Below are 22,398 nucleotides of genomic sequence, written 5' to 3' on the forward strand. Positions count from 1 at the left end.
ATGACCGATCAGCCCAAGGTTGTACCCCAGCAGTCCGCCGAGCTCGATGCCGAGGCGGTGGTCGCCTACCTGCGCGCCCACCCTACCTTCTTCAGCGAGCACGACGAGTTGCTGATCGAACAGCGCATTCCGCACCAGCGTGGCGACAGCGTGTCGCTGGTCGAGCGCCAGCTCAAGCTGCTGCGCGACCGCAACATCGAGATGCGCCACCGCCTGTCGCAACTGATGGACGTGGCCCGCGACAACGACCGGCTATTCGACAAGACGCGCCGGCTGATCCTCGACCTGCTTGATGCCGGTAGCCTGGAAGAAGTGGTCATGGCCGTCGAAGACAGCCTGCGCCAGGAGTTTCAGGTGCCTTTTGTCAGCCTGATCCTGTTCGGTGACAACGTTGCCCCCGTGGGGCGCTGGGTCAGCAATGCCGAAGCCCAACAGGCCATCGGTGCCCTGTTGGGCGGTGGCAAGACGGTCAGCGGCAACCTGCGCGAACATGAACTGGCCTTCCTGTTCGGCGAGGAACAGCGCCGCGAGGTCGGCTCCAGCGCCGTGGCCGCGCTGGAGTACCAAGGGTTGCATGGGGTGCTGGCAATCGGTAGCCGAGACCCGCAACACTACAAGAGCAGCGTCGGCACGCTGTTCCTCGGCTACATCGCCGAAGTGCTCGGCCGTGTCGTGCCACGGGTGACCCAGACCCTGCGTTCGGTACGCTGATGGAACGCCAGCTGGAGGCTTATTGCGCACACCTGCGCAGTGAGCGCCAGGTGTCGGAGCACACCTTGCTGGGCTACCGTCGCGATCTGGACAAGGTCATTGCCTATTGCAAGGAGCACGGTATTGCCGACTGGCAAGCGCTGCAGATTCAGCAGTTGCGTCAGTTGGTCGCCCGCCTGCATCACCATGGCCAGGCCTCGCGCAGCCTAGCGCGGCTGCTGTCTGCTGTACGCGGCCTGTACCGTTACCTGAACCGCGAAGGCCTGTGCCAGCACGACCCTGCCGCCGGTTTGAGCGCCCCCAAGGGCGAGCGCAAGCTGCCCAAGGTGCTGGACACCGACCGTGCGCTGCAGCTACTCGATGGCGGCGTGGACGACGACTTCATTGCCCGCCGTGACCAGGCCATGCTGGAGCTGTTCTATTCCTCGGGCCTACGCCTGTCTGAGCTGACCAACCTCGACCTGGATCACCTGGACCTTGCCGCCGGCCTGGTGCAGGTACTGGGCAAAGGCGGCAAGGCGCGGGTGCTACCGGTCGGCCGCAAGGCCCGCGAAGCGCTGAAGGAATGGTACCGCCTGCGCGGCATCGGCAACCCGCGCGACCGCGCCGTGTTCATCACCCGCCAGGGCAACCGCATCAGCCCCCGTACCGTACAGCAGCGGGTCAAGGCCGTGGGTGAACGTGAACTGGGCCAACACCTGCACCCGCACATGCTCCGCCATTCCTTCGCCAGCCATGTGCTGGAATCGTCCCAGGACCTGCGCGCAGTGCAAGAGATGCTCGGCCATGCCGACATCAGCACCACGCAAATCTACACCCATCTGGACTTCCAGCACCTGGCGGCGGTGTACGACAGCGCCCACCCCCGGGCCAAACGCAGCAAAGGCACAGACTCATGAGCATCAAGCTGATCACCTTCGACCTCGACGACACCCTGTGGGACACCGCGCCAGTGATTGCCAGTGCGGAAGTCGTGCTGCGCGACTGGCTTGAAGCCAACGCCCCCATCCTGGGCGGGGTGCCAGTGGAACACCTGTTCGCCATCCGCGAGCGCCTGGTGCAGGCCGAGCCCGGCCTGAAACACCGCATCAGTGCCCTGCGCCGGCGGGTACTGTTCCATGCCCTGGAAGAAGTCGGCTACAGCGAGAAGCACGCACAGGACCTGGCCAATGAAGGCTTCGAGGTGTTCCTGCATGCTCGCCACCAGGTGCAGATCTTTCCGGAGGTGCAGCCGGTGCTGGAGATCCTGCGGCATCAGTACACCCTGGGCGTTGTCACCAATGGCAATGCCGACGTCAGCCGGCTGGGGCTGGCGGATTACTTCCGCTTTGCCCTGTGTGCCGAGGACCTGGGCATTGGCAAGCCGGACCCGGCGCCGTTTTTGGAGGCCTTGCGGCGTGGTGAGGTGGACGCCGGTGCGGCGGTGCACATTGGTGATCACCCGGCGGATGACATTGCCGGTGCCCAGCGCGCCGGGCTGCGCGCGGTGTGGTTCAACCCGCAGGGCAAGGCCTGGGCGGGCGAGCAGGCCCCGGATGCCGAGATTCAGCGCCTGTCGCAGCTGCCCGACGTGCTTGCGCGCTGGCGCTGACAGGGGCCGCTTTGCGGCCCATTCGCGGGCACGCCCGCTCCCACAGGGACCGTGCAGGTCCCAAGACCTGTGGTGAGCCTGTGGGAGCGGGCTTGCCCGCGAAGAGGCCGGCACAGGCATCACAAAACCCACAGGCACAAAAAAGCCCGCAGCGACGGCGGGCTTCTTTACGATCAGCCACTCAGATAGGGCGGCTGCCGTACTTGTTGTCCGGCTTCTTGGGCGGGTCGGCGACCACGTTGGCCTCGACTTCCTGCACCTTGCCACCGCGCGACAGAAATTCTTCCATCGCCTTGGCCAGTGCATCACGCTCTTTCTGCTTGGCTTCCATGCTCGGCATCTCGTCTACCGAGACTGCCGCCTTGGATTTGCCCTTGGCAGCGGGTGCCGGGCTGCTGTCGTCATCGCCAGCGTCTTCGACGCCGTCATCAGCCGCCGCTTCGAGGCCTTCATCGCCCTCGTCTTCGTCACCTACTTCGAGGTCATCATTTTCCAGATCGTCGTCGCTCATGTTCTACCTCATGACTTGCGAAAAGCAGGTTAGTTATAGACCAGTGCAGCCGTAGACCGGCAGCTACCAGTGAAAATTCAACTGGCCGTGGGTTAGGCCACTGCCCTTGGGGTCGGCGCTCCTGATGGGAGGCGGTACCCAGCAGGCCCTGCTCCTGGCAGAACCTGACAAATCCATTAGCCCCTGCTGGCCACTCGCTATTGGCAAGCCTAGCAAAGGCTGGTTGAAGTGCGCGGACTGCTCGTCAAACACCCTTCGGCGCGCATTCTAGCGCGCCGGTAGAAAAAGCAAAGCACCATAAATGCCCCACGACTTGTAAGTTTTTTGCCTACGTCGCGAACGTGCCGAATAAACCGTTTGCCGAGCGGGAAATGTTAAAAATCTGGCAAAAAAATGCCCGGCAAGCCGGGCAAGTTTTTACCGCGTCGCAGTCACAGGTTGTAGCCGCGCTCGTTGTGCTGAGCCAGGTCGAGACCGACCGACTCTTCTTCTTCGTTGACCCGCAGGCCCATCACCAGGTCCAGCACCTTGAGAATCACGTAGGTGACGATGGCGGTGTAGACCACGGTAAAGATCACGCCTTTGGCCTGTACCCAGACCTGCATGCCGATATCGGTGACAGTGCCGAAGCCGCCCAGTGCCGGGGCTGCGAACACGCCGGTGAGGATGGCGCCGATGATGCCGCCCACACCGTGAACACCGAAGGCGTCCAGCGAGTCGTCATAGCCCAGCTTGCGCTTGAGGGTGGTGGCGCAGAAGTAGCAGATCACACCCGAAGCCAGGCCGATCACCAGGGCACCCATGGGGCCCACGGTACCCGCGGCCGGAGTGATGGCGACCAGGCCGGCAACCACACCCGAAGCGATGCCCAGGGCGCTCGGCTTGCCGTGGCCGATCCACTCGGCGAACATCCAGCCCAGTGCCGCAGCGGCGGTGGCGATCTGGGTCACCAGCATGGCCATGCCGGCGGTGCCGTTGGCCGCTGCAGCAGAGCCTGCGTTGAAGCCGAACCAGCCGATCCACAGCATGGCAGCGCCCATCAGGGTGTAGCCCAGATTGTGGGGTGCCATCGGGGTGGTCGGGTAACCTTTGCGCTTGCCCAGTACCAGGCAGCAGACCAGGCCGGCGATACCTGCGTTGATGTGCACCACGGTGCCGCCAGCGAAGTCCAGTACGCCCCAGTCCCACATCAGTGCACCGTCACCGCTCCACACCATGTGCGCGATTGGCGCGTATACCAAGGTGAACCAGATCCCCATGAACACCAGCATCGCGGAGAACTTCATGCGTTCGGCGAAGGCACCGACGATCAGCGCCGGGGTGATGATGGCGAAGGTCATCTGGAAGGTGATGAACACCGCTTCAGGGAACAGCGCGGTGGCCGAGGTCAGGCTCTCGGGCGTGACACTGCTGAGGAAGGCCTTGGAGAACCCCCCAACGAACGAATTGAAATTGAGTACGCCTTTTTCCATACCGGCGGTATCGAAGGCCATGCTGTAGCCGTAGACGACCCAGAGAATGCTCATCAGGCCGGTGATTGCAAAGCACTGCATCATCACCGACAGCACGTTTTTGGAACGCACCATGCCGCCATAGAACAGGGCCAGGCCCGGAATGGTCATGAACAGCACCAGCGCCGTCGCGGTCAGCATCCAGGCGGTGTCGCCGGAGTTCAGCGCTGGGGCAGCTTCCTCTGCCAGGGCGAGCCCGGGGGTTACGAGGGACAATAGGGCTCCTAGCCCTGCGATCTTACGCAGAGTCATGTTGTTTTCTCCTGGGGCTTTGGGTTTGGTGAGGCTTTGTTGTTGCTTAGATCGCGTCGGTATCGGTTTCGCCGGTACGGATACGGATCGCCTGCTCCAGATTCACCACGAAAATCTTGCCGTCACCGATCTTGCCGGTGTTGGCTGCCTTGGTGATGGCTTCGATTACCCGATCAAGGTCCTTGTCATCGATGGCAACATCGATCTTCACCTTGGGCAGGAAATCGACCACATACTCAGCACCGCGGTACAGCTCGGTGTGGCCCTTCTGGCGACCGAAACCTTTGACTTCGGTGACGGTGATACCCTGCACGCCGATTTCCGACAGTGACTCGCGCACGTCGTCCAGCTTGAACGGCTTGATGATGGCTGTGACTAGCTTCATGAAACTCTCTCCCGATTTGGTGGACTTGCCCCAGGAAAACAAACCCGTCTCAAGTCTAAGCGCAGCGGTTGGCTTTGTAACGCGTCGTCGGCATCCGGCTCCGCGTGCGCACTGCCTGGTCACAAGGAACTGCATCAGTGCATGGCTCGCACTGGTCTTTGCAGAAACCTTGCCAGTTCCGCCAAAGCCACTAAAAACAGCGAGTTATGCAATTTAGTCAGGATTGGCCAGTCGCCAGCATGCTGATCATGCACAGTTTCGGTGCGCGCAGGCGGGAGCGACTGCTCGAAAAATGTGCAATAGCGGGCGGGCGCTTGTGAAAGAAAGGCCCATGGGCGTGCGTGCTACACTGCTGACCATTTCTCAGTTTCGATGGAAAGCCCCATGCTCGCGCCCAAAGCCCTTCTCGATGCCCTGAGCGACCAAGCCTCGCGCCTGTTCAGCAGCGATACCGCACAGCCTCGCGCTGAACTGGAAAGCCAGTTCAAAGTGCTGATGCAAGGGGCGTTCAGCAAACTGGACCTGGTCAGCCGTGACGAATTCGACAGCCAGATGGTCGTGCTGGCGCGCACCCGTGCACGCCTCGAGGCGCTGGAACAACAGGTGGCAGAGCTGGAAGCGCGGCTGGCCCCTACTGCCCAGCAGGACTGAACCAGCCCTGCCGCTGCCTCGCGTCAGGCGGAAACCCGCAGGGCGTTCAGCTCGGCCGGCTTGGGCGGTAGCTCACTGGCATGCAGGGTGCCGCGCAACAGCGCTGCACCACATTGGGTGAACACTGTTTTCACCCGGTTGTGCGAGTTGAGAATCTCGGCCTGGATACGCGCGATGGCGGGGTCTGTTGGCTGCAAGCTGGCCGCACGGTTAGCCCACTCGATGGCGGCAAAGCGGCTTTGCTTGCGAGTGCCGCGCCCCTGCATCCAGGCCAGCCCCAGCTCGGCACTGGCCCGTGCGGCAATTCCCAGGTCGGGGTGCTCGACCAGACTCAACAGGTACGCCACAGCCTCGGCCCGCTCCCGAGAGTTGCCGAACTGGCGCAACAGGATACCCAGATGCAAACGCGCGCGGGCATTGGTCTGGGCATCGCCCAGCGCGTCGACCAGCAGGTGCCTCACGGCCAGCATGGCGCTTCGCTCGCTGAGGTCCTCATCACCCTTCATGCGCAGGCACGCCAGCTTGTATTTGGCCCGGCGGCTGCCCGCTTTCACTGCGCGCCGCAGCCAATGTTCAGCGGCCTGGCGATCAATGTACTCTTGCGGCGTATTAGCCTGGCTACCACAGTACAAATCATGCAAGCCGAGGGCTGCCCCCGGCAGGTTCAGTTCGGCACAACGCTCGTACAGGTAGACGGCCACTTCATGGCGGTTGGCAGCCAACAGCAGGCGCGCCGCCGCTAGCACCGTGAACCCCGGCGCATGGCCTGCCAGCTGGCGTTTCACCGCCCGCTGCGACCATGCCTGGGCCAGCTCGGCGGAGCGTGGCAGCCCCCACAGACCAAAGCAGTGCCCTGCGGCGCGCAAGGCACAGGCGCCCGCATGGCAGCGCCCGTCGCACAGGCGCTCGAGGGCGCGGCGCAACAACTGCTGCTCATCCGCCAGGCCGTCGCGCAGTATCAGCTCGGCCAGGCAACGGAAAGGCTCGCCCATGGCCCCGATGGCGCCATGATCGGCATTGCACGCCAGGCTCGCGGCAAAGTCGCCCATCGCGCCGGCCTGATCGTGCAATGCAGTACAGCGCAACGCCCCCCGCCAAGCCAGCAGTACTGCGCGCTCCCGTGGCCTCAGCGGGCGCTGTGCCCAGGCGTCGAACAACTGCTGCCAAACGGCCACGGCCTGCAACTGGTCGGCAGCCGGCAGAAGTAGCTGCTCTTCAACGGCAATCCAGCGCAAGGCGTTACGCAGGCGCTCGTCCCAACCGGCGCACAACGGGCCGCTGGCCAACAGTTCAAGCGCATCGGCATCGGCGCCCGACCGCGGTAACAGGTAGATAGCCAGGGCCTGGATGGCTTCAAAGCAACCGGGGCGCAGGGCCAGTGCGTGGCGGAGCCAGTAGTAACGCGGGTCCTGAACGTCCTGGTAGGTCCGCTTGGCCAGGCACGCGGGCAAGCTGCTTGGCAGTTCCGCCAGCGGTTGCACCCCATGCCTGACCAACAGCGGCGCGGCGGCTTCCTGCACCTCCACGTCGGCATGGGCACTGGGCCGATAGCGCGCAGGCCGCCCATTGAACAACTCGCCCAACCAGCCTGGCTCGCGCAACTGCGCACTGACGCGCAGCATGCCGATGGCCGCTGCCAGCGGTTGCGCCGAATGCTCCAGGGCCTGCAGCAGGTGCGCAGTCGCGGTTTCGCATATCTGCCCTACGGCCAGCACACGCGCAGCGTTGGGTTGGCCATCAGCCTGTACCCGGCAAGCGCGGTGGAAGCAGTGCATGCCCATTACCACGTGCGGGTGGTAAGCCTTGGGGCAGGCATCGACCCAGGCCTTGAGCACCTGGGTCGGGGCTTTGTCGCCCTGGTTGTCGAGGTCGGCGAACATGTGGCCTTCCAGGGCCGCCAGGTAGGCCGGAAACTCACCGGGCGGCGCCTGATACCACTGCGCCTCGAGGCGATCGAAAAAACGGGTGAGCTCAACGAATGCGCGAGCCTGCACCAGTTCACGAATTACCTGGTGAGTGTGAGTGAGCGTTTGCACGGGGCAATTCCTCAAGTCCATTTGGAAGAAGGGACAGTGCCATTCCATGGCAACTGCGGTTGCCCAACAACACTAAGCCATACCCAGCCCCTACGCAAAAAATATTGGCTCCATCTTTTGCTCAGTGACGTGAAAATACCCGAAAAATCCCTGCCCTGAAAAACCACGACGCACACTTCTTGCGCCAGCCTTGGGAGCGCTGGCTATCCTGTGCGCTACCGCAGGAAGCGGCCTTTAGCAGCGACAACGGAGCGTCCATGTCCCTAGCCCTCGTCCATAGCCGCGCCCAGGTGGGCGTACAGGCACCGGCGGTCAGCGTCGAAACGCACCTGACCAATGGGTTGCCGCACCTCACCCTGGTTGGCCTACCGGAAACCACCGTCAAGGAAAGCAAAGACCGGGTGCGCAGCGCCATCGTCAATTCCGGGCTGAACTACCCACAACGGCGCATCACCCAGAACCTTGCCCCCGCCGACCTGCCCAAGGATGGCGGGCGCTACGACCTGGCGATTGCCTTGGGCATCCTCGCCGCCGACGGTCAACTGCCAACCGCGGCCCTTGCCGAGCTCGAATGCCTGGGCGAACTGGCACTGTCGGGCACGTTGCGCCCGGTGCAGGGGGTATTGCCGGCGGCACTGGCGGCCCGCGAAGCAGGCCGGGCGCTGGTGGTGCCACGGGAAAACGCCGAGGAGGCCAGCCTGGCCGGCGGCCTGGCGGTGTACGCCGTGGGCCATTTACTGGAGCTGGTTGCCCACCTCAACGGCCAGGTACCTCTGGCGCCCTATGCAGCCAACGGTTTGGTCCTGCAGCAACGGCCGTACCCGGACCTGAGCGAGGTGCAAGGGCAACTGGCAGCCAAGCGCGCCTTGCTGCTGGCAGCAGCCGGGGCGCATAACCTGCTGTTCACCGGCCCGCCCGGCACCGGCAAGACCTTGCTCGCCAGCCGGCTGCCCGGGCTGCTGCCGCCGCTGGACGAGCACGAGGCGCTGGAAGTGGCGGCGATCCAGTCCGTCAGCGGCCATGCACCGCTGAGCAGCTGGCCGCAGCGCCCCTTTCGCCACCCCCACCACTCCGCCTCCGGCCCGGCACTGGTTGGGGGCAGCAGCCGGCCGCAACCTGGCGAAATCACCCTTGCTCACCACGGCGTGCTGTTCCTCGACGAGCTGCCGGAATTCGAGCGCCGCGTGCTGGAGGTGCTACGCGAGCCCCTGGAGTCCGGTGAAATCGTGATTGCCCGGGCCCGCGACAAGGTACGCTTTCCCGCGCGCTTTCAGTTGGTGGCGGCCATGAACCCCTGCCCTTGCGGCTACCTCGGCGACCCGACCGGCCGTTGCCGCTGCAGCACCGAGCAGATCGCCCGCTATCGCAACAAACTGTCCGGGCCACTGCTGGACCGCATCGACCTGCACCTGACCGTGGCCCGCGAAAGCACCACGCTGAACAACCAGCCTAGCGGTGAAACCAGTGCCGCTGTGGCTGTGAAAGTGGCACAGGCCCGGGCGCTGCAATACGGGCGTCAGGCCTGCGCGAATGCTTTCCTCGATCTCGAGGGTTTACGCCGGCATTGTGCCCTGAACGCCGCCGACCAGGTCTGGCTGGAAAATGCCTGCGAGCGGCTGACGCTGTCGCTGCGCGCGGCACATCGGTTGTTGAAGGTGGCGCGTACGCTGGCGGATTTGGAGGGGTGCGAGGCCATTGGCCGGGCGCATCTGGCCGAGGCCCTGCAGTATCGGCCGGGGAGCAGTTAGGTTGCCAGTGGCCGTGCAGCCAAGGGCCAGCACCGCCACTGATTTACTGGCGGCCAGCCAACGCCTGTTCAACCACCGCCAGCAATACCTCTTCAGAAAACGGCTTGCCCAGGCACTCCAGCGCCCCCAGCCGCCTCGCCGCCTGCATAGCGGCATCATCCCAATGCGCCGACATGCAGATCACCCCTACCGCCCATTGCCTCAGCGCCAGCTCCCGCTGCACGTGCAGCCCGCTCATGCCGGGCATCTTCAGATCGAGCAGCACGCAACCGGCCTGGCCTGCCGGTTCAGACGCCAGGAACGTGGCACCGTCGGCGAAGGTCAGGGTCTCGAACCCGGCTGAACGCAGCAGGTTGGCCAGGCTCTTGCGCACCGAAGCGTCGTCATCGACGATGCATACCCATCTGCTCATGCGCCGCCCATGCCCTCCTGCTGTATGCCGAGCACGTTGTGCATGGCGACCAACTCCACCAATGAGCGGGACTGCATCTTGTTCATGATGCTCTTCTTGTGCACCTTGGTGGTCACCTCACTGGTGCCGATCTGCCTGGCGATCTGCTTGTGCGACAGGCCGTCGACCACCAGCGAGAACACCTGGCGCTCACGCGGGGTCAGGCGCTGGTACTTTTCCGCCACGAGCCGGGCATGGCGCCACTTGCGCCCTTCGGCCACGGCACGCACCCGCAGCGTACCCAGCAGGGCCAGCAACTGCTCCTCGTCAAAAGGCTTGGTGAGGAACTCCACGGCACCTGCGCGCATCGCCTGCACGGTCATCGCAATGGTGCCAAAGCCGGTCATGAATACGATCGGCCAGGGCAGCGCCAGCTGGCGCAGTGTTTCCTGCACTTGCAACCCGGTGGTATCGGGCAGGTGCATGTCGAGCAACAGGCAGGCGTAGGGGGTTTCCAGCCGGGCTTCGAACAGCGCCTCGGCACTGGCGAACAGATGATGGGGTATGCCCTGCGAGCGCAGCAGCCGGCCGAGCGCCGTGCGTACCGATGGGTCGTCATCAACCACCAGCACTGGCACATCGGCACTTTCGCCGGATGGCTCCAGGGTGTCGGCGCCTGCGCACAACGGCAAAGCCCCCAATGCCCGGTCTGGGGCCGCAAAGCTGATCTCGGCCGCCAACCGGTAGCCACGCCGAGGTACGGTCTGAATCAGCCCACGGTCGCCAAATGCCTTGCGCAGCAACGACACCTGGACCTGCAGGTTGTTGTCCTCGACCACCGTGCCGGCCCACACCTGGCTGAACAATTCTTCCTTGTCGACCACCCGGCCCTTGGCCTTGATCAGTGTGGCCAGCACCTCGAACGCGCGCCCGCCCAGCAGCATGGGCTTACCGTCGCGCAACACTTCGCGGCGCTCCAGGGACACCAGGGCATTGCCTATTCGGATCATGGCTTCCTCGCACGGGCACGGGCATTCGCGCAGCCACGAACAGCCTAGGCCAGCGGATGCAGTGGAACAATTATCCCGAGGGATAGGGTGTTCAAGGCACTATACAAGCGCCCGGAAAAGGCCAGGGGACGATAACGGACAACAGCGTGCCCGTTCCTGCCAAGCGGGCTGCAACCCGCATTCCCCTTGGGCTGGCTGCGTATACTCACGTCTCGGGATGTCGCCAGCAGGGGGGTGTTTCATGCGCGATGAACGCCTTGCTCACAGGCCCATCGATTACGACCAGACAGTCGACGGAAGCTGGCTCAACAACTGCGACATCACAGCGTTGGGCCAGGATGGCGAGCTTAGTTGCTTCCGCCTGTGCGACCCCACCAGCGGGCAAGCCTGGCTCGCCATGCGCGCACCGCTCGAAGCGCCCGCCGCCTGTCAGCGCCTGGAGCGCGACTACCGGCTGAAACTGGACCCACAGTGGGCAGTGGTGCCGTGCGCGTTCGTGCGTTCCCCCGAAGGCCCACTGCTGGTGTACCCGGCCGGTCACTCCATCGCCGACCTGCTCAGCGAAGGCCGGCTGGCGCTGGAGCCGTTCCTGGAGATTGCGCTGAACGCCGCCACTGCCTTGGCCCAGGCCCACCAAAGCAATGTACTGCACGGCGCCCTGCAGCCAGCCCATGTGCATGTGCAGGACAACTTGCAGGTGCGGCTGGGCGGGTTCCGTGCAACACCTGCGCATCCGCTCGGCGAGCAAGGCATGCCGCTCGGCAACTGGACCTACCTGGCGCCCGAGCAAGTCTGCCCGCACGGCAGCAACAACGACCTGCGCAGTGACATCTATGCCCTGGGGGCGATCCTGTACCAGCTACTGCTCGGTGAATTGCCGCTGACCGGGCGCGATACCCAGCACTGGCGTCAGCTGCATGCCGGGGTACAACCCAAGACCGCCTGCGAAGTCGACAACCGCGTGCCGCAGCCGCTGAGCAGCGTGCTGGCCAAGGCCCTGGCCAAGGAACCGGACGCACGCTACCAGAGCGCACACGCCCTGGCCGTGGACCTGGGCTACTGCCAGCGGCAATGGGCTGCCAGCAAACACATGGCGGCCTTTGAACCAGGTTGCGCCGACCCGGTCGCCGCCCATGGCAGCCGCCTGTATGGCCGCGATGCCGAACAGCAGGCCATTGCGCTGCTGCTCAAGGGGTTGCGCCGCGACAGCACGCCGCAAGTGCTGCATATTCAAGGCGCCGCAGGCATGGGCAAGTCGAGCCTGGTGGCCGCTGCACTCAAGGCCAATGCTCAAGGGTACTGGGCGGTCGGCAAGTGCAACAGCGTGTCGCAGGCTGCGCCCTACGCGCCCTGGGTGGAAATCCTCGGCGCCCTGACCACCCAGTTGCTGGCCAAGGACAGCCACGAACTCGACGCCCTGCGCCACGACATTCTGCGCCGCATCCAAGGCCACGGCCGGCTGCTGGGCAAGCTGGCGCCAGACCTGCAGCTAGTGCTCGGCGCGTTGCCGCCACTGCCAGGCAAACTTACCCCCATGGCGCTGCAGAAGGAGCTGCGGGCCGTGGTCGAATTCCTTGCAGTATTCAGCCGCCCCGGCCTGCCACTGGTGCTGTTCATCGACGATATCCAGTGGGTCGACGACGCCTCGCGGCAGCTCCTGGCGCAATTGCAGGCAAACGCACCCGGCAACCTGCTGCTGATCTTTGCCCAAGGCAGCGACACCGACACTACCCAAAGCCCAGTCAGCGTCCCCCACACACTGCGCAGCACCACCCTGAACCTGCGACCGCTGGCCGTTGGCGCGGTGGCAGAGTTGATCGCCGAGCGCTACCACGTGGATGCCGAAGCCGCCTTGGCACTGGCTGCACAGGTACATGAGAAGACCGCAGGCAACCCGTTCTTCATCCACCAGATCCTGCGCGCCATGGTCGAAGACCAGTTGTTCTTCTTCGATACCCAGGCCATGCGTTGGTCGTGGTGCCCACAGGCCGTGGCCCGGCACCGTTATGCCGACAATGTCGCCGAGCTGATGATCCACCGCCTGGCGCGCCTACCGGCGCCACAGCGCGACGTACTGCGCATCGCCAGCGCCGCAGGCAGCCGCTGCGACAATGGCGTATTGCAGCGGGTGCTGGGGCGGGCGCCAGGCACTGCGGTGCAGGTCCTGATTGCCGCGGGCTTCCTGCTGTCGAGCCAGAGCGGCCTGGGCTTCGTGCATGACCGCGTGCAGGAAGCGGCGTATCAACTGACGCCAGGGCACGAGCGCGAAGCGCTGCATGCGCGCATTGCCGTGGCAATGCTCGGGGCTTGGCCAGACCGCTTGCAGGCGCTGCTGTTCGAGATTGCCCATCAGCTGCAACGCGCCAGCCCGTGCGGGTTTGCCGCAAATGACTGTGCAACGTTCCTGCAACTTACGTACGAGGCGGCACAGCGGGCGCGTGACAGCCGCGCCTATGAGCAGGCCGCCGGCTACCTGCACACGGCACAACAGCTGCTCGAAGCCGGCAGTACGCTGGAAGGCCGCGCCACGCTTGGCTTTGCGATTGCCAGCATGGCAACGGAGTGCGACTTGCAACTGTCGCGCACGGTCGCCGCCCAGGCCCGCCTGGCTGAATGCCGCCAGCGTGCCGGCTCGACGCTGGAGCGGGCCAGGGTGTGCCAGTTGCAGGCACGCCTGGAGACCTTGCAGGGTAACTGCCAGGCTGCCATCGCCAGCGCGCTTGGCGGCCTGCGGATGCTGGGTATTGAACTCGCGCCGGGCCTTGACCCACACCAGGTGCAAGCCAGCCATGCCCGTGTGCAAAGCCTGATCGAGCAGAAAGGCCTCCACTGCCTGGAGTCGCTGCCACGCACCGACTCGCAAGAGGTCGCACTGGCAATGGGTTTGCTGGCGACCCTGTCGTCATCCTTCCTGGTGCAGGACGACCTGTGTTTCCTGCACCTGGCCAAGCTCACGGAACTGGCGTTGCTGCATGGCGTGGCGCCAGGGAGCACCTACGGCCTGGCCTGGTACGGGGTGATGTGCGCCGAGCGTTTTGGTGCCTATCACGATGGCCATAGCTGCTGCCTGGCAGCGCTCAAGCTGATCGAGCGCCACGGCCTGGAGGCCGACCTGAGCAGCGCGCTGCTCGCTCTGGACCAGCTCAGTGCCTGGACGTCGCCCATGGAGCTGGCCCGCCGCACCGCCCTTGAGGCCGTCGATTCGGCGCACCTGAGCGGCGACCTGGCCATGAGCTGCCATGCCTGCAACCACTTGGTTTCCGATTCGCTGATCATGGGCCGCTACCTGCCGGAAGTGGCCGAGGAAGTCGCCCAGGGCCTGGTCACCGCGCGCCGGCATGGCTACCTGGAGGTGGCGCAGACCCTGCTGGCCCAGCAAGCGTTCGTCGCCGCCCTCAGCGGCACCACCGGCACGACCGCAACCGCACCCTCGAACTCGCCCATCACACGGTTCTTCGAGTACCTGTTCGCCGGCATGAGCGCCTTCTACCTGGGCAACCATACGCAGGCCATGGCCAGCCTGGCGCGGGCCGGCGACTACGCCTGGGCCGCGCCGGCCCACATCAACCTGGCCGACTACCACCTGTTCCGTGGCTTGCTCCTGGGCAGCCCGGAGGCCCCCGGCAGCCTTGCCGACAAGCTGCACGCACTACAGGCATTGCGTGAGCGCTTCGCTCACTGGGCAGGCTTCAACCCGGCCACGTTCCGCAATAAATTGCTGCTGATCGAAGGGGTGATCGCCAAGCTGGAGGGCGACGGGCTGGCCGCCATTCGTTTCTTCGACCAGGCCCAGATCGCCGCCACCGCTGCCGGCTTCGTCCACGAACAGGCGCTGGCCCATGAGCAACTGGCGGAAGTGTGCATCCCCAGCGGCCTGATTTCCGGCGCCAACCTGCACCTGCGCGTCGCTCGCGATTGTTTCCACATCTGGGGCGCAACCGGCAAGGTGCACCAACTCGAGACCCTGCATCCGTTCCTGCGCACCCAGCCGATCCAGGAAACCCAGCGTGCCACGCAGCAGGCCAGGCTGGACCTTGAGGCCGGTATCGAAGCGGCGCGAGCGCTGTCCGAGGAGGTGCTGCTGGAGGGCCTGATCGAAACCCTGATGGGCCACCTGACCGAGCATTCCGGCGCCGACCACGGTGCACTGCTGATCGTCAGCGGTGCCGAATTCCAGATGGCCGCCCTCGCCTACATCGACGATGCCGGGCTGCACGTGAACATGGACAATTGCCAGAAATTCATGACCCAGGCGCCGTTGTCGGTCATCAACACCACCATGCGTACGCGCAAGCCGCTGGTGCTGAGCGATGCGCAAAGCGATTGTCCAGAAGCCTTTCGCCAGGACCTGCAGGCACGTGGCGCCCGCTCGGTACTGTGCCTGCCCCTGGTGATCCAGGGGGTGCTGATCGGCCTGGTGTACCTGGAAAACCGCCTGGTACCCGGCCTGTTCGGCAGCCAGCGCCTGGCCATGCTGGAGATCCTGGCGGCGCAGGCCGCGGTGTCACTGCAGACGGCCAAGTTCTACACGCGCCTGGCCGAAGACAACCAGAGCCGGGCGCAGATAGAGGCGGAACGGCGTCATTCTCGCGCAGAGCTTGCGCGCACTGCCCACCTGCAAGTCATGAACGAACTGTCGGCCTCGATTGCCCACGAAATCAGCCAGCCGTTGCTGGGTATCGCTGCCAATGCCGCCGCCAGCCTGCGCTGGCTGAAGCGCGCAAAGCCCGACCTCGAAGAAGCGATGGCCGGGCTGGAAGACATCCGCAATGACAGCGAGCGTGCTGCCAACATCCTGCGGGCGTTGCGCTCGCTGGCCAAACAGGCACCGCTGCAGCGCCAGGCGGTGAAGCCGGACGCGGTGATCCGCGAGGTGGTGCGCCTGACCTCGACCGATGCCGCCAAGGGTGCAGTGCAGGTGCAAACCCACTTGCACGCGGGGGGCAGCGTGATGGCCGACCCGGTGCAGTTGCAACAGCTGATGTTCAACCTGATCACCAATGGCCTGGAGGCGCTGGCGGGGTACCGCCCCGATGGCGTGCTGCGCATTGCCTCGGCGGTAGTTGCGGGGCAGGTAGAGATCTGTGTGGAGGACAACGGGCCGGGCATTGCGGTTGAAGAACGCGAGCGCGTGTTCGATGCGTTCTACACCACCAAGGGCAGCGGTATGGGCATGGGCCTGGCAATCTGCAATTCGGTGGTACAGGCCCACGGCGGCCAGTTGCAGGCGCTGGTGTCGGAGCTTGGAGGCTGCCGGATTCGCTTCACCCTGCCGGCCAGTGACCTCTAGCCTATGCCGGCCTGTTCACGGTGCACCCCGCACCTGCGCATACCACGCTGCAGGAACGGGTGTACCCGCTGCAAGGCCGGTTCAAGGCTGAATCAGCGCGACGTCAGCGCCGCATAGCTGTTCATCAGGTTGCGATAGTTGGGTATGCGCTGCGACAACAAATTGCCCAGCCCTTCGATGTCGTTGCGCCAGTCGCGGTGCAGCTCACAGGCCACCGAGAACCAGTTCATCATCTGCGCGCCCGCCTGGGTCATGCGCACCCATGCTGCCTGCTGCACGGTGGGGTTGAAAGTGCCCGAGGCATCGGTGACCACGAACACCTCGAAACCTTCCGCCAGCGCCGACAGGGTCGGGAAGGCCACGCACACATCGGTGACCACGCCGGCAATGATCAATTGCTTGCGCCCGGTCGCCTTGATCGCCTTGACGAAATCCTCGTTGTCCCAGGCATTGATCTGGCCTGGGCGGGCAATGTAGGGCGCGTCCGGGAACATCGCCTTGAGCTCCGGCACCAGCGGGCCGTTCGGGCCTTGCTCGAAACTGGTGGTGAGGATGGTGGGCAGGCCGAAGAACTTGGCCAGGTCACCCAGGGCCAGCACGTTGTTCTTGAACTCGTTGGGGGCGAAGTCCTGCACCAGCGAGATCAGGCCGGTCTGGTGGTCCACCAGCAGTACCACGGCGTCGTCTTTGTTCAGGCGCTTGTAATCGGGTTGGCTCATGGGGGGTGACTCCTCGGTTGGAAAAGCGGCGCGGTACTACCCGCAGGGGGCTATACCGGTGAATAGCTCCGGCTTAAGAACAGGCCTGGGCCTGGCGCCACGCGTTCGGCGGCTGGCCGACCAGGCGGCTGAAGGCACGGGTGAAGTGGGCTTGGTCGCAGAACCCGCATTCCAGGCTCACGTGGGTAATGGGCGCCTCGGTGGCAAGCAGGCGCTTGGCCTTTTCCATGCGTGCCAGCAGGCGCCAGGCCTGGGGCGAAAGCCCGGTATTGACCTTGAAAGCTCGGGAGAAATGGCTGCGTGTGAGGTTGCACAGGCCGGCGATCTCGATGATCGACAGCGAGCTGCGCAGCATCAGTTCCTTGGCCCGGCGCAAGCGCGCAGGCGTCAGGGCCCCAGGGGGTTGCAGCGGCATTTGAGGCGTCCCGTCGTGCATGGCGACTCTCCTGTTCAGTAGGGAAAGTCTCACCCCCGGCACATGACAAAGTCCTGAGCCAAAGCTGAATTGTTCTTAATTGTGCGGTGCTGGCCCTGGCGGGTTTGCCGCTACCATAAGATGCGTTTCATATTCAGTTACAGGCCGTCAGCGGCACCAGGTTCAAGGTAGAAAAGCAATGCAGCAAAAAACCGCCCACCGCACCGTCGCCATGGTGCTGTTCAACGATGTGCTGTTGCTGGACGTGACGGGGCCTATGGATGCATTCGCCATCGCCAACCGTTTCCTGCCGGCCGAGCGGCGCTACCAGTTGCTCACCCTGGCCGAGGGGCAGGCGGCGGTGCGTGGCTCGTGCGGGCTGAAGGTGGTGGCCGACCTACGCCTGGAAGACCTGCCTGCCGCCGTGGATCTGCTACTGGTGCCCGGTGGCCCTGGCGCCTACGACATCGCGCTGCCAGTGCTCGAGCGTTGGCTACCCCAGGCCGTGCGCAGTGCGAAGCGGTTCGGGGCGATTTGTACCGGGGTATTCTTGCTGGGCCGGGCCGGGCTGCTGGACGGCTACCGTTGCACCACCCACTGGAACTACGTAGAGCGCCTGGCGCAGGCGTTTCCCGCGGCCAAGGTGGAAACCGAGCAGATCTATGTCATCGACCGCTGCCTGATCACGTCTGGCGGCATCACGGCGGGCATTGACCTGGCACTGGCGGTTATCGCCGAAGACCACGGCAAGGCACTGGCCCTGGAAGTGGCCAAGGTGCTGCTGGTGGCGCGCCACCGGCAGGGAGGGCAAACGCCGTATGGGCCGCTGCTGGCGGCAGTGCCACGCGACGACTCGCCAGTGGCGAGGGTGCAGGCATACATCGTCGATCATATCGAGCAGGCCTTCACCGTGCAGAAAATGGCCGACCTGGTGGCCATGAGCGGGCGCAACTTTGCCCGCACGTTTCAGCGCGAGGTGGGGATTACGCCACTGCAATACCTGCAGAATGCGCGCATCGACCGCGCCCGCCAGTTGCTCGAATGCGGCGACCTGCCACTGAAGGTGGTGGCGGCGCAGTGCGGGTTTGGCAGTGACCGGCACATGCGCAAGGTGTTCTGCGAACGGATTGGCATGACGCCGGCGCAGTATCGGGCACAGTTTGGTGGGGCCTGAGTCAGTGTGTTTCCTGAGCGGGCCGCTTCGCGGGGAAACCCGCGCCCACAGGGGCTGCACAGGTTGTCTCATTTTTCAGGACAATCTTTCTCCCCGATGGCAGATTGTCTAACGCCACCCCGGCCCTCAGAATTGTCCGCCAACCTGTTCGAACGCTGCCCCGGCAGCTCATGGAGTACGAGCCCATGCCACATGAAGGCAGCCTTCTACAAACCGCGGTGATCTTTCTGCTCGCTGCCGTCCTTGCCGTGCCCTTGGCCAAGCGCCTGCAACTGGGTGCCGTGCTTGGCTACCTGCTGGCCGGTGTGGTCATTGGCCCGCAGGCATTGGGTTTGATCCGCGATACCGAAAGCGTGGCGCACATTTCCGAGCTGGGCGTGGTGCTGCTGTTGTTCATCATCGGCCTGGAATTGTCACCCAAACGCCTGTGGCTGATGCGCAAGGCCGTGTTCGGCGTCGGTACCGCCCAAGTGGTGCTGACCGGCGTGCTGATCGGCGCCATTGCCCTGTTCGGTTTCGGTCAGGCGCTACCTGCGGCCATCGTGCTCGGCCTTGGCCTGGCGCTGTCATCCACCGCCCTCGGCCTGCAAAGCCTGGCCGAAAGCAAGCAACTCAATGCCCCGCACGGCCGCCTGGCCTTCGCCATCCTGCTGTTCCAGGACATCGCCGCCATACCGCTGATCGCCCTGGTGCCGCTGCTGGCCGCCAGCGGGCCGGACACCAGCCACGGCGACAGCCTGCAACACGGCTTGCAGGTTTTCGCCAGCATCGCCGTGGTGATCGTCGGCGGCCGCTACCTGCTGCGCCCGGTGTTCCGCACGGTGGCCCGCACCGGCCTGCCAGAGGTGTCTACCGCCACTGCGCTGCTGGTAGTGATCGGTACCGCATGGTTGATGGAGGAAGCCGGCATTTCCATGGCGCTGGGTGCCTTCCTCGCCGGCTTGCTGCTGGCGGACTCGGAGTACCGCCACGAGTTGGAATCTCAGATCGAACCCTTCAAGGGCCTGCTGCTGGGGTTGTTCTTCATCAGTGTCGGCATGGGTGCCAACCTGCGGCTGCTGCTGGAAATGCCGCTGGTGGTGCTAGGCCTGACCCTGCTGCTGGTGGCAGTTAAGCTGGTGCTGCTGGTTGGCGTTGGCCGCCTGGCCGGTGGCCTGAGCGGCGCCAACGCGCTACGCCTGGGCATGGTGCTGGCGGCCGGCGGCGAGTTCGCTTTCGTGGTGTTCAAGCTGGGCAAGGACCAGGGCCTGTTCGACACCCAGACCTACGACCTGCTGCTGATGACCATCACCCTGTCGATGGCCATTACCCCGCTGCTGATGATTGCCTGCGCCCGCGCCCTCAAACGGCCGCAACCTGCGCGTGAAGTGCCTGAGCAATACAAGCAGATACAGGCGGATACGCCTCGGGCGGTAATCGTCGGCATGGGGCGTATGGGGCAGATCGTTGCACGCATCCTGCGCGCGCAGAAGATCCCGTTCATTGCCCTGGAAACCTCGGTCGATGCCATCGAGATGACCCGTATGTTCGAGCAGGTGCCGGTGTTCTACGGCGACCCGCTGCGCCCGGAAGTGCTGCATGCCGCCAAGGTGGGTGAAGCGGAGTACTTCATCATCACCATTGATGACCCTGAAGCTGCCATTCACACAGCTGAGCGGGTGAAGCGCCTGTACCCGCACCTGAAAGTGCTGGCCCGTGCGCGCAACCGCCAGCATGTGCACAAGTTGGCGGATGTCGGTGCCGAGCCAATCCGCGAGACGTTCTATTCCAGCCTGGAAATGACCCGCCGCGCGCTGGTGGGGCTGGGTTTGAGCGATGAGCAGGCGGCGGACCGGATTGCACGGTTCACCCAGCATGACGAAGAAGTGCTGGTGGCCCAGGGGCAGGTCCGCGATGACCGGGCCAAGGTGATGCAAACGGCCAAGGAGGCGCGGGTTGAGTTGGAGCGGTTGTTTGATTCGGATGCGGACTGACGGCCTTTGAGCGCATGGCTTGAGGGGATTGAGTCACAGCCCGTGAATTGATATTGCCTGTGCCGGCCTCTTCGCGGGCATGCCCGCTCCCACAGGTTCTGCACTGGGTTTGAAGCTTGCGCGACACCTGTGGGAGCGGGCGAGCCCGCGAAAGGGCCGGTACCTGCGGGCGCTTACGACTGTGGCTACAAAGCCCTGGAACACCTGGGCGAAACCGACAAGAGCCTGTTCTGGTGCAACCTGAATGCAGCCAGTGAGTTGATATTGCCGGTGCCGGCCTCTTCGCGGGCATGCCCGCTCCCACAGGTTCTGCACTGGGTTTGAAGCTTGCGCGACACCTGTGGGAGCGGGCGAGCCCGCGAAAGGGCCGGTACCTGCGGGCGCTTACGGCTGTGGCTACAAAGCCCTGGAACACCTGGGCGAAACCGGCAAGAGCCTGTTCTGGGGCAACCTGAACGCAGTTGAAATGGCAGGAGGGTTAGTTGAAAGCATTGCTGGGAGGTATCGAGTCGCAGCCCGCAAGTTGAAGGGCATCACAGCCGCCATGAGCAGGCCAAGGTGCCTGGCCTGCTCAGCCTCAATAAAGGAAACACCCTACACGGCGCGTCACCCCGCGTCTGATTGTTCGCCGCAACCCTTCTCTCTAGGCTCACTTCGCCGTCACCGCGTCAGCGGCACCTATCGCAGCCGGGTAGTCATCAGGAGCCCGATGGGTGACATCCTGATTCAGCGTAGCTGCATCCATCACATCGTCGAGAAGCGACAGGATGCCCGGGAGCGCTATGTCAAAGTCGCCCTCGATACCCTGATCGGACCATTTGAAGTGTGGCAGGTGGCATATACCAATGACACAAACAGACTGGCCTTCATAGGCGTGTATGAAACCAAGCGGCAGATGCTGGTGGTCGTAGTCCTCAACAAAGGCAAAATGCTGTGGAATTTCATGCAATGCGATGCGAAAGCGCTGAACAAACATCGCCACGGCAAGCTGCTGTACAAGCGGTACACATTCCTGTCAGGCAAAGAAAAGGGCCACTGTCGCCAGTGGCCCTGCAAGCGTGCTTGATATTCATATGCACACCCTCAAGCCAGGGTGTGGAGGTCTCACCCGACGCTGATGATTCAGCCATCGGCGGGGTTCCTACGCCAACTGTTGCCGCTGAATGGCAGCTGGTTTCGCGCTCAACTGAAACGCTAACAAACACTTCTATATCAAGTCAACGATGGCGCTCAGTGGAGCCCTCCCACCAAGTTACTGGCTGTTACTTACCCGCAGTCAACGCGTTATAGCTGGTCATCAGATTCCGATAATCCGGAATGTGGTTGGAGCACAGCGCCGCCAGCCCTTCCACATCATTGCGCCAGTCACGGTGCAGCTCACAGGCCACGCCAAACCAGGTCATCATCTGCGCACCAGCCTGGCTCATGCGGTCATGCGCCGCATCGCGGGTCATTTTGTTGAAGGTGCCGGAAGCATCAGTCACCACGAACACTTCAAACGCCTCTTCCAGCGCCGACAGTGCCGGGAACGCCACGCACACCTCGGTCACCACACCCGCAATGATCAGCTGCTTCTTGCCAGTCGCCTTCACCGCCTTGACGAAGTCTTCGTTGTCCCAGGCGTTGATCTGGCCGGGGCGAGCGATGTACGGCGCGTCCGGGAACAGCTCCTTCAGCTCCGGTACCAGCGGGCCGTTGGGGCCTTGCTCGAAGCTGGTGGTGAGGATGGTAGGCAGGTTGAAGAACTTCGCCAGGTCGGCCAGCGCCAGCACGTTGTTCTTGAACTTGTCCGGTTCGATGTCACGCACCAGCGACAGCAGGCCAGCCTGGTGGTCTACCAGCAGTACAGCGGCGTCCTCTTTGTTCAGGCGGTTGTAGGTGAATTTGCTCATGGTCGGTGCTCCAAAGGTTTATGAATTTTTCAGCTGTTCGGGGTGTTTCGAGTTGATGGGCACAGATTAAAATCATCACCTTTGTGGCGGTAGTCAGCAGAATCTGGCTTTAGCGTTCCGTTTCGTGAACGATGGCTG

At 64.0% G+C, this 22,398-nt stretch carries 18 protein-coding genes; 9 read left to right on the forward strand and 9 right to left on the reverse strand.

Annotated features, from left to right (window positions below):
* From GEV39_RS24390 to GEV39_RS24400, 3 genes are read left to right on the forward strand one after another with little or no spacing between them, the layout of a single operon-like run.
* Positions 1-711 (forward strand): DUF484 family protein, encoded by a 711-nt coding sequence (locus GEV39_RS24390; RefSeq protein ID WP_009681647.1) that lies wholly within the window; start codon positions 1-3, stop codon positions 709-711.
* The gene (gene xerC / locus GEV39_RS24395) at positions 711-1,610 is read left to right on the forward strand and encodes a tyrosine recombinase XerC (RefSeq protein ID WP_054905171.1); all 900 of its coding nucleotides are present in this window, start codon (positions 711-713) and stop codon (positions 1,608-1,610) included. Before GEV39_RS24390 ends, xerC begins: the two co-directional genes overlap by 1 nt.
* Positions 1,607-2,302: an HAD family hydrolase gene (locus GEV39_RS24400; protein ID WP_173891523.1), complete on the forward strand. Its 696-nt coding sequence runs from the start codon at positions 1,607-1,609 to the stop codon at positions 2,300-2,302. Before xerC ends, GEV39_RS24400 begins: the two co-directional genes overlap by 4 nt.
* A gap of 181 nt (positions 2,303-2,483) precedes the next feature.
* On the opposite strand, the gene sutA is transcribed toward GEV39_RS24400, so the two are convergent.
* From sutA to glnK, 3 genes are all read right to left on the reverse strand, one after another.
* Entirely contained in the window at positions 2,484-2,813 is a 330-nt protein-coding gene (gene sutA / locus GEV39_RS24405; RefSeq protein ID WP_009681644.1) for a dormancy-specific transcriptional regulator SutA, read from the reverse strand.
* 431 nt (positions 2,814-3,244) lie between these two features.
* A complete protein-coding gene (locus GEV39_RS24410; RefSeq protein ID WP_173891524.1) occupies positions 3,245-4,576 on the reverse strand; it encodes an ammonium transporter in 1,332 nt (443 codons plus the stop codon).
* A gap of 46 nt (positions 4,577-4,622) precedes the next feature.
* The gene (gene glnK, locus GEV39_RS24415) at positions 4,623-4,961 is read right to left on the reverse strand and encodes a P-II family nitrogen regulator (RefSeq protein ID WP_002555808.1); all 339 of its coding nucleotides are present in this window, start codon (positions 4,959-4,961) and stop codon (positions 4,623-4,625) included.
* Between the two features lie 384 nt (positions 4,962-5,345).
* Between glnK and GEV39_RS24420 the strand changes: the two genes are divergently transcribed.
* A complete protein-coding gene (locus GEV39_RS24420; protein WP_009681642.1) occupies positions 5,346-5,612 on the forward strand; it encodes an accessory factor UbiK family protein in 267 nt (88 codons plus the stop codon).
* Between the two features lie 23 nt (positions 5,613-5,635).
* Here GEV39_RS24420 and GEV39_RS24425 read toward each other — a convergent pair whose 3' ends face one another.
* Positions 5,636-7,648 (reverse strand): DUF4034 domain-containing protein, encoded by a 2,013-nt coding sequence (locus tag GEV39_RS24425; protein ID WP_173891525.1) that lies wholly within the window; start codon positions 7,646-7,648, stop codon positions 5,636-5,638.
* Positions 7,649-7,905: 257 nt separating this feature from the next.
* Between GEV39_RS24425 and GEV39_RS24430 the strand changes: the two genes are divergently transcribed.
* Positions 7,906-9,396 carry a YifB family Mg chelatase-like AAA ATPase gene (locus GEV39_RS24430; protein ID WP_173891526.1) on the forward strand — a complete coding sequence of 497 codons (1,491 nt, stop codon included), beginning with the start codon at positions 7,906-7,908 and terminating at the stop codon, positions 9,394-9,396.
* Between the two features lie 43 nt (positions 9,397-9,439).
* On the opposite strand, the gene GEV39_RS24435 is transcribed toward GEV39_RS24430, so the two are convergent.
* Together GEV39_RS24435 and GEV39_RS24440 are read right to left on the reverse strand one after the other, a co-directional pair.
* Complete coding sequence (locus GEV39_RS24435; protein ID WP_173891527.1) at positions 9,440-9,808, reverse strand: response regulator; 369 nt, start codon at positions 9,806-9,808, stop codon at positions 9,440-9,442.
* Complete coding sequence (locus tag GEV39_RS24440; RefSeq protein ID WP_173891528.1) at positions 9,805-10,797, reverse strand: response regulator; 993 nt, start codon at positions 10,795-10,797, stop codon at positions 9,805-9,807. The genes GEV39_RS24435 and GEV39_RS24440 overlap by 4 nt, the downstream gene beginning before the upstream one ends.
* 241 nt (positions 10,798-11,038) lie before the next feature.
* On the opposite strand from GEV39_RS24440, the gene GEV39_RS24445 reads away from it, so the two are divergent.
* Entirely contained in the window at positions 11,039-16,087 is a 5,049-nt protein-coding gene (locus GEV39_RS24445; protein ID WP_173891529.1) for a trifunctional serine/threonine-protein kinase/ATP-binding protein/sensor histidine kinase, read from the forward strand.
* 92 nt (positions 16,088-16,179) lie between these two features.
* Here GEV39_RS24445 and ycaC (GEV39_RS24450) read toward each other — a convergent pair whose 3' ends face one another.
* Positions 16,180-16,806: an isochorismate family cysteine hydrolase YcaC gene (gene ycaC, locus GEV39_RS24450; protein WP_009681634.1), complete on the reverse strand. Its 627-nt coding sequence runs from the start codon at positions 16,804-16,806 to the stop codon at positions 16,180-16,182.
* A 73-nt stretch (positions 16,807-16,879) separates the two neighbouring features.
* Positions 16,880-17,242: a helix-turn-helix domain-containing protein gene (locus GEV39_RS24455; RefSeq protein WP_173891530.1), complete on the reverse strand. Its 363-nt coding sequence runs from the start codon at positions 17,240-17,242 to the stop codon at positions 16,880-16,882.
* A 178-nt stretch (positions 17,243-17,420) separates the two neighbouring features.
* Between GEV39_RS24455 and GEV39_RS24460 the strand changes: the two genes are divergently transcribed.
* The 3 genes from GEV39_RS24460 (at position 17,421) to GEV39_RS24470 (ending at position 21,434) form a co-directional block, all read left to right on the forward strand.
* On the forward strand, positions 17,421-18,395 hold the full coding sequence (locus GEV39_RS24460; protein ID WP_173891531.1) for a GlxA family transcriptional regulator: 975 nt from the start codon (positions 17,421-17,423) through the stop codon (positions 18,393-18,395).
* A gap of 185 nt (positions 18,396-18,580) precedes the next feature.
* Positions 18,581-20,368 (forward strand): monovalent cation:proton antiporter-2 (CPA2) family protein, encoded by a 1,788-nt coding sequence (locus GEV39_RS24465; RefSeq protein WP_173891532.1) that lies wholly within the window; start codon positions 18,581-18,583, stop codon positions 20,366-20,368.
* 544 nt (positions 20,369-20,912) lie between these two features.
* Positions 20,913-21,434, forward strand: coding sequence for a PBECR2 nuclease fold domain-containing protein (locus GEV39_RS24470; RefSeq protein WP_283246113.1), 522 nt, complete (start codon positions 20,913-20,915; stop codon positions 21,432-21,434).
* Positions 21,435-21,630: 196 nt separating this feature from the next.
* On the opposite strand, the gene ycaC (GEV39_RS24475) is transcribed toward GEV39_RS24470, so the two are convergent.
* Positions 21,631-22,260, reverse strand: coding sequence for an isochorismate family cysteine hydrolase YcaC (gene ycaC, locus GEV39_RS24475; protein ID WP_173891534.1), 630 nt, complete (start codon positions 22,258-22,260; stop codon positions 21,631-21,633).
* Positions 22,261-22,398 lie beyond the last annotated feature (138 nt).

It is taken from the genome of Pseudomonas sp. NY5710, assembly GCF_013305665.1.
GTDB lineage: Bacteria > Pseudomonadota > Gammaproteobacteria > Pseudomonadales > Pseudomonadaceae > Aquipseudomonas > Aquipseudomonas juntendi.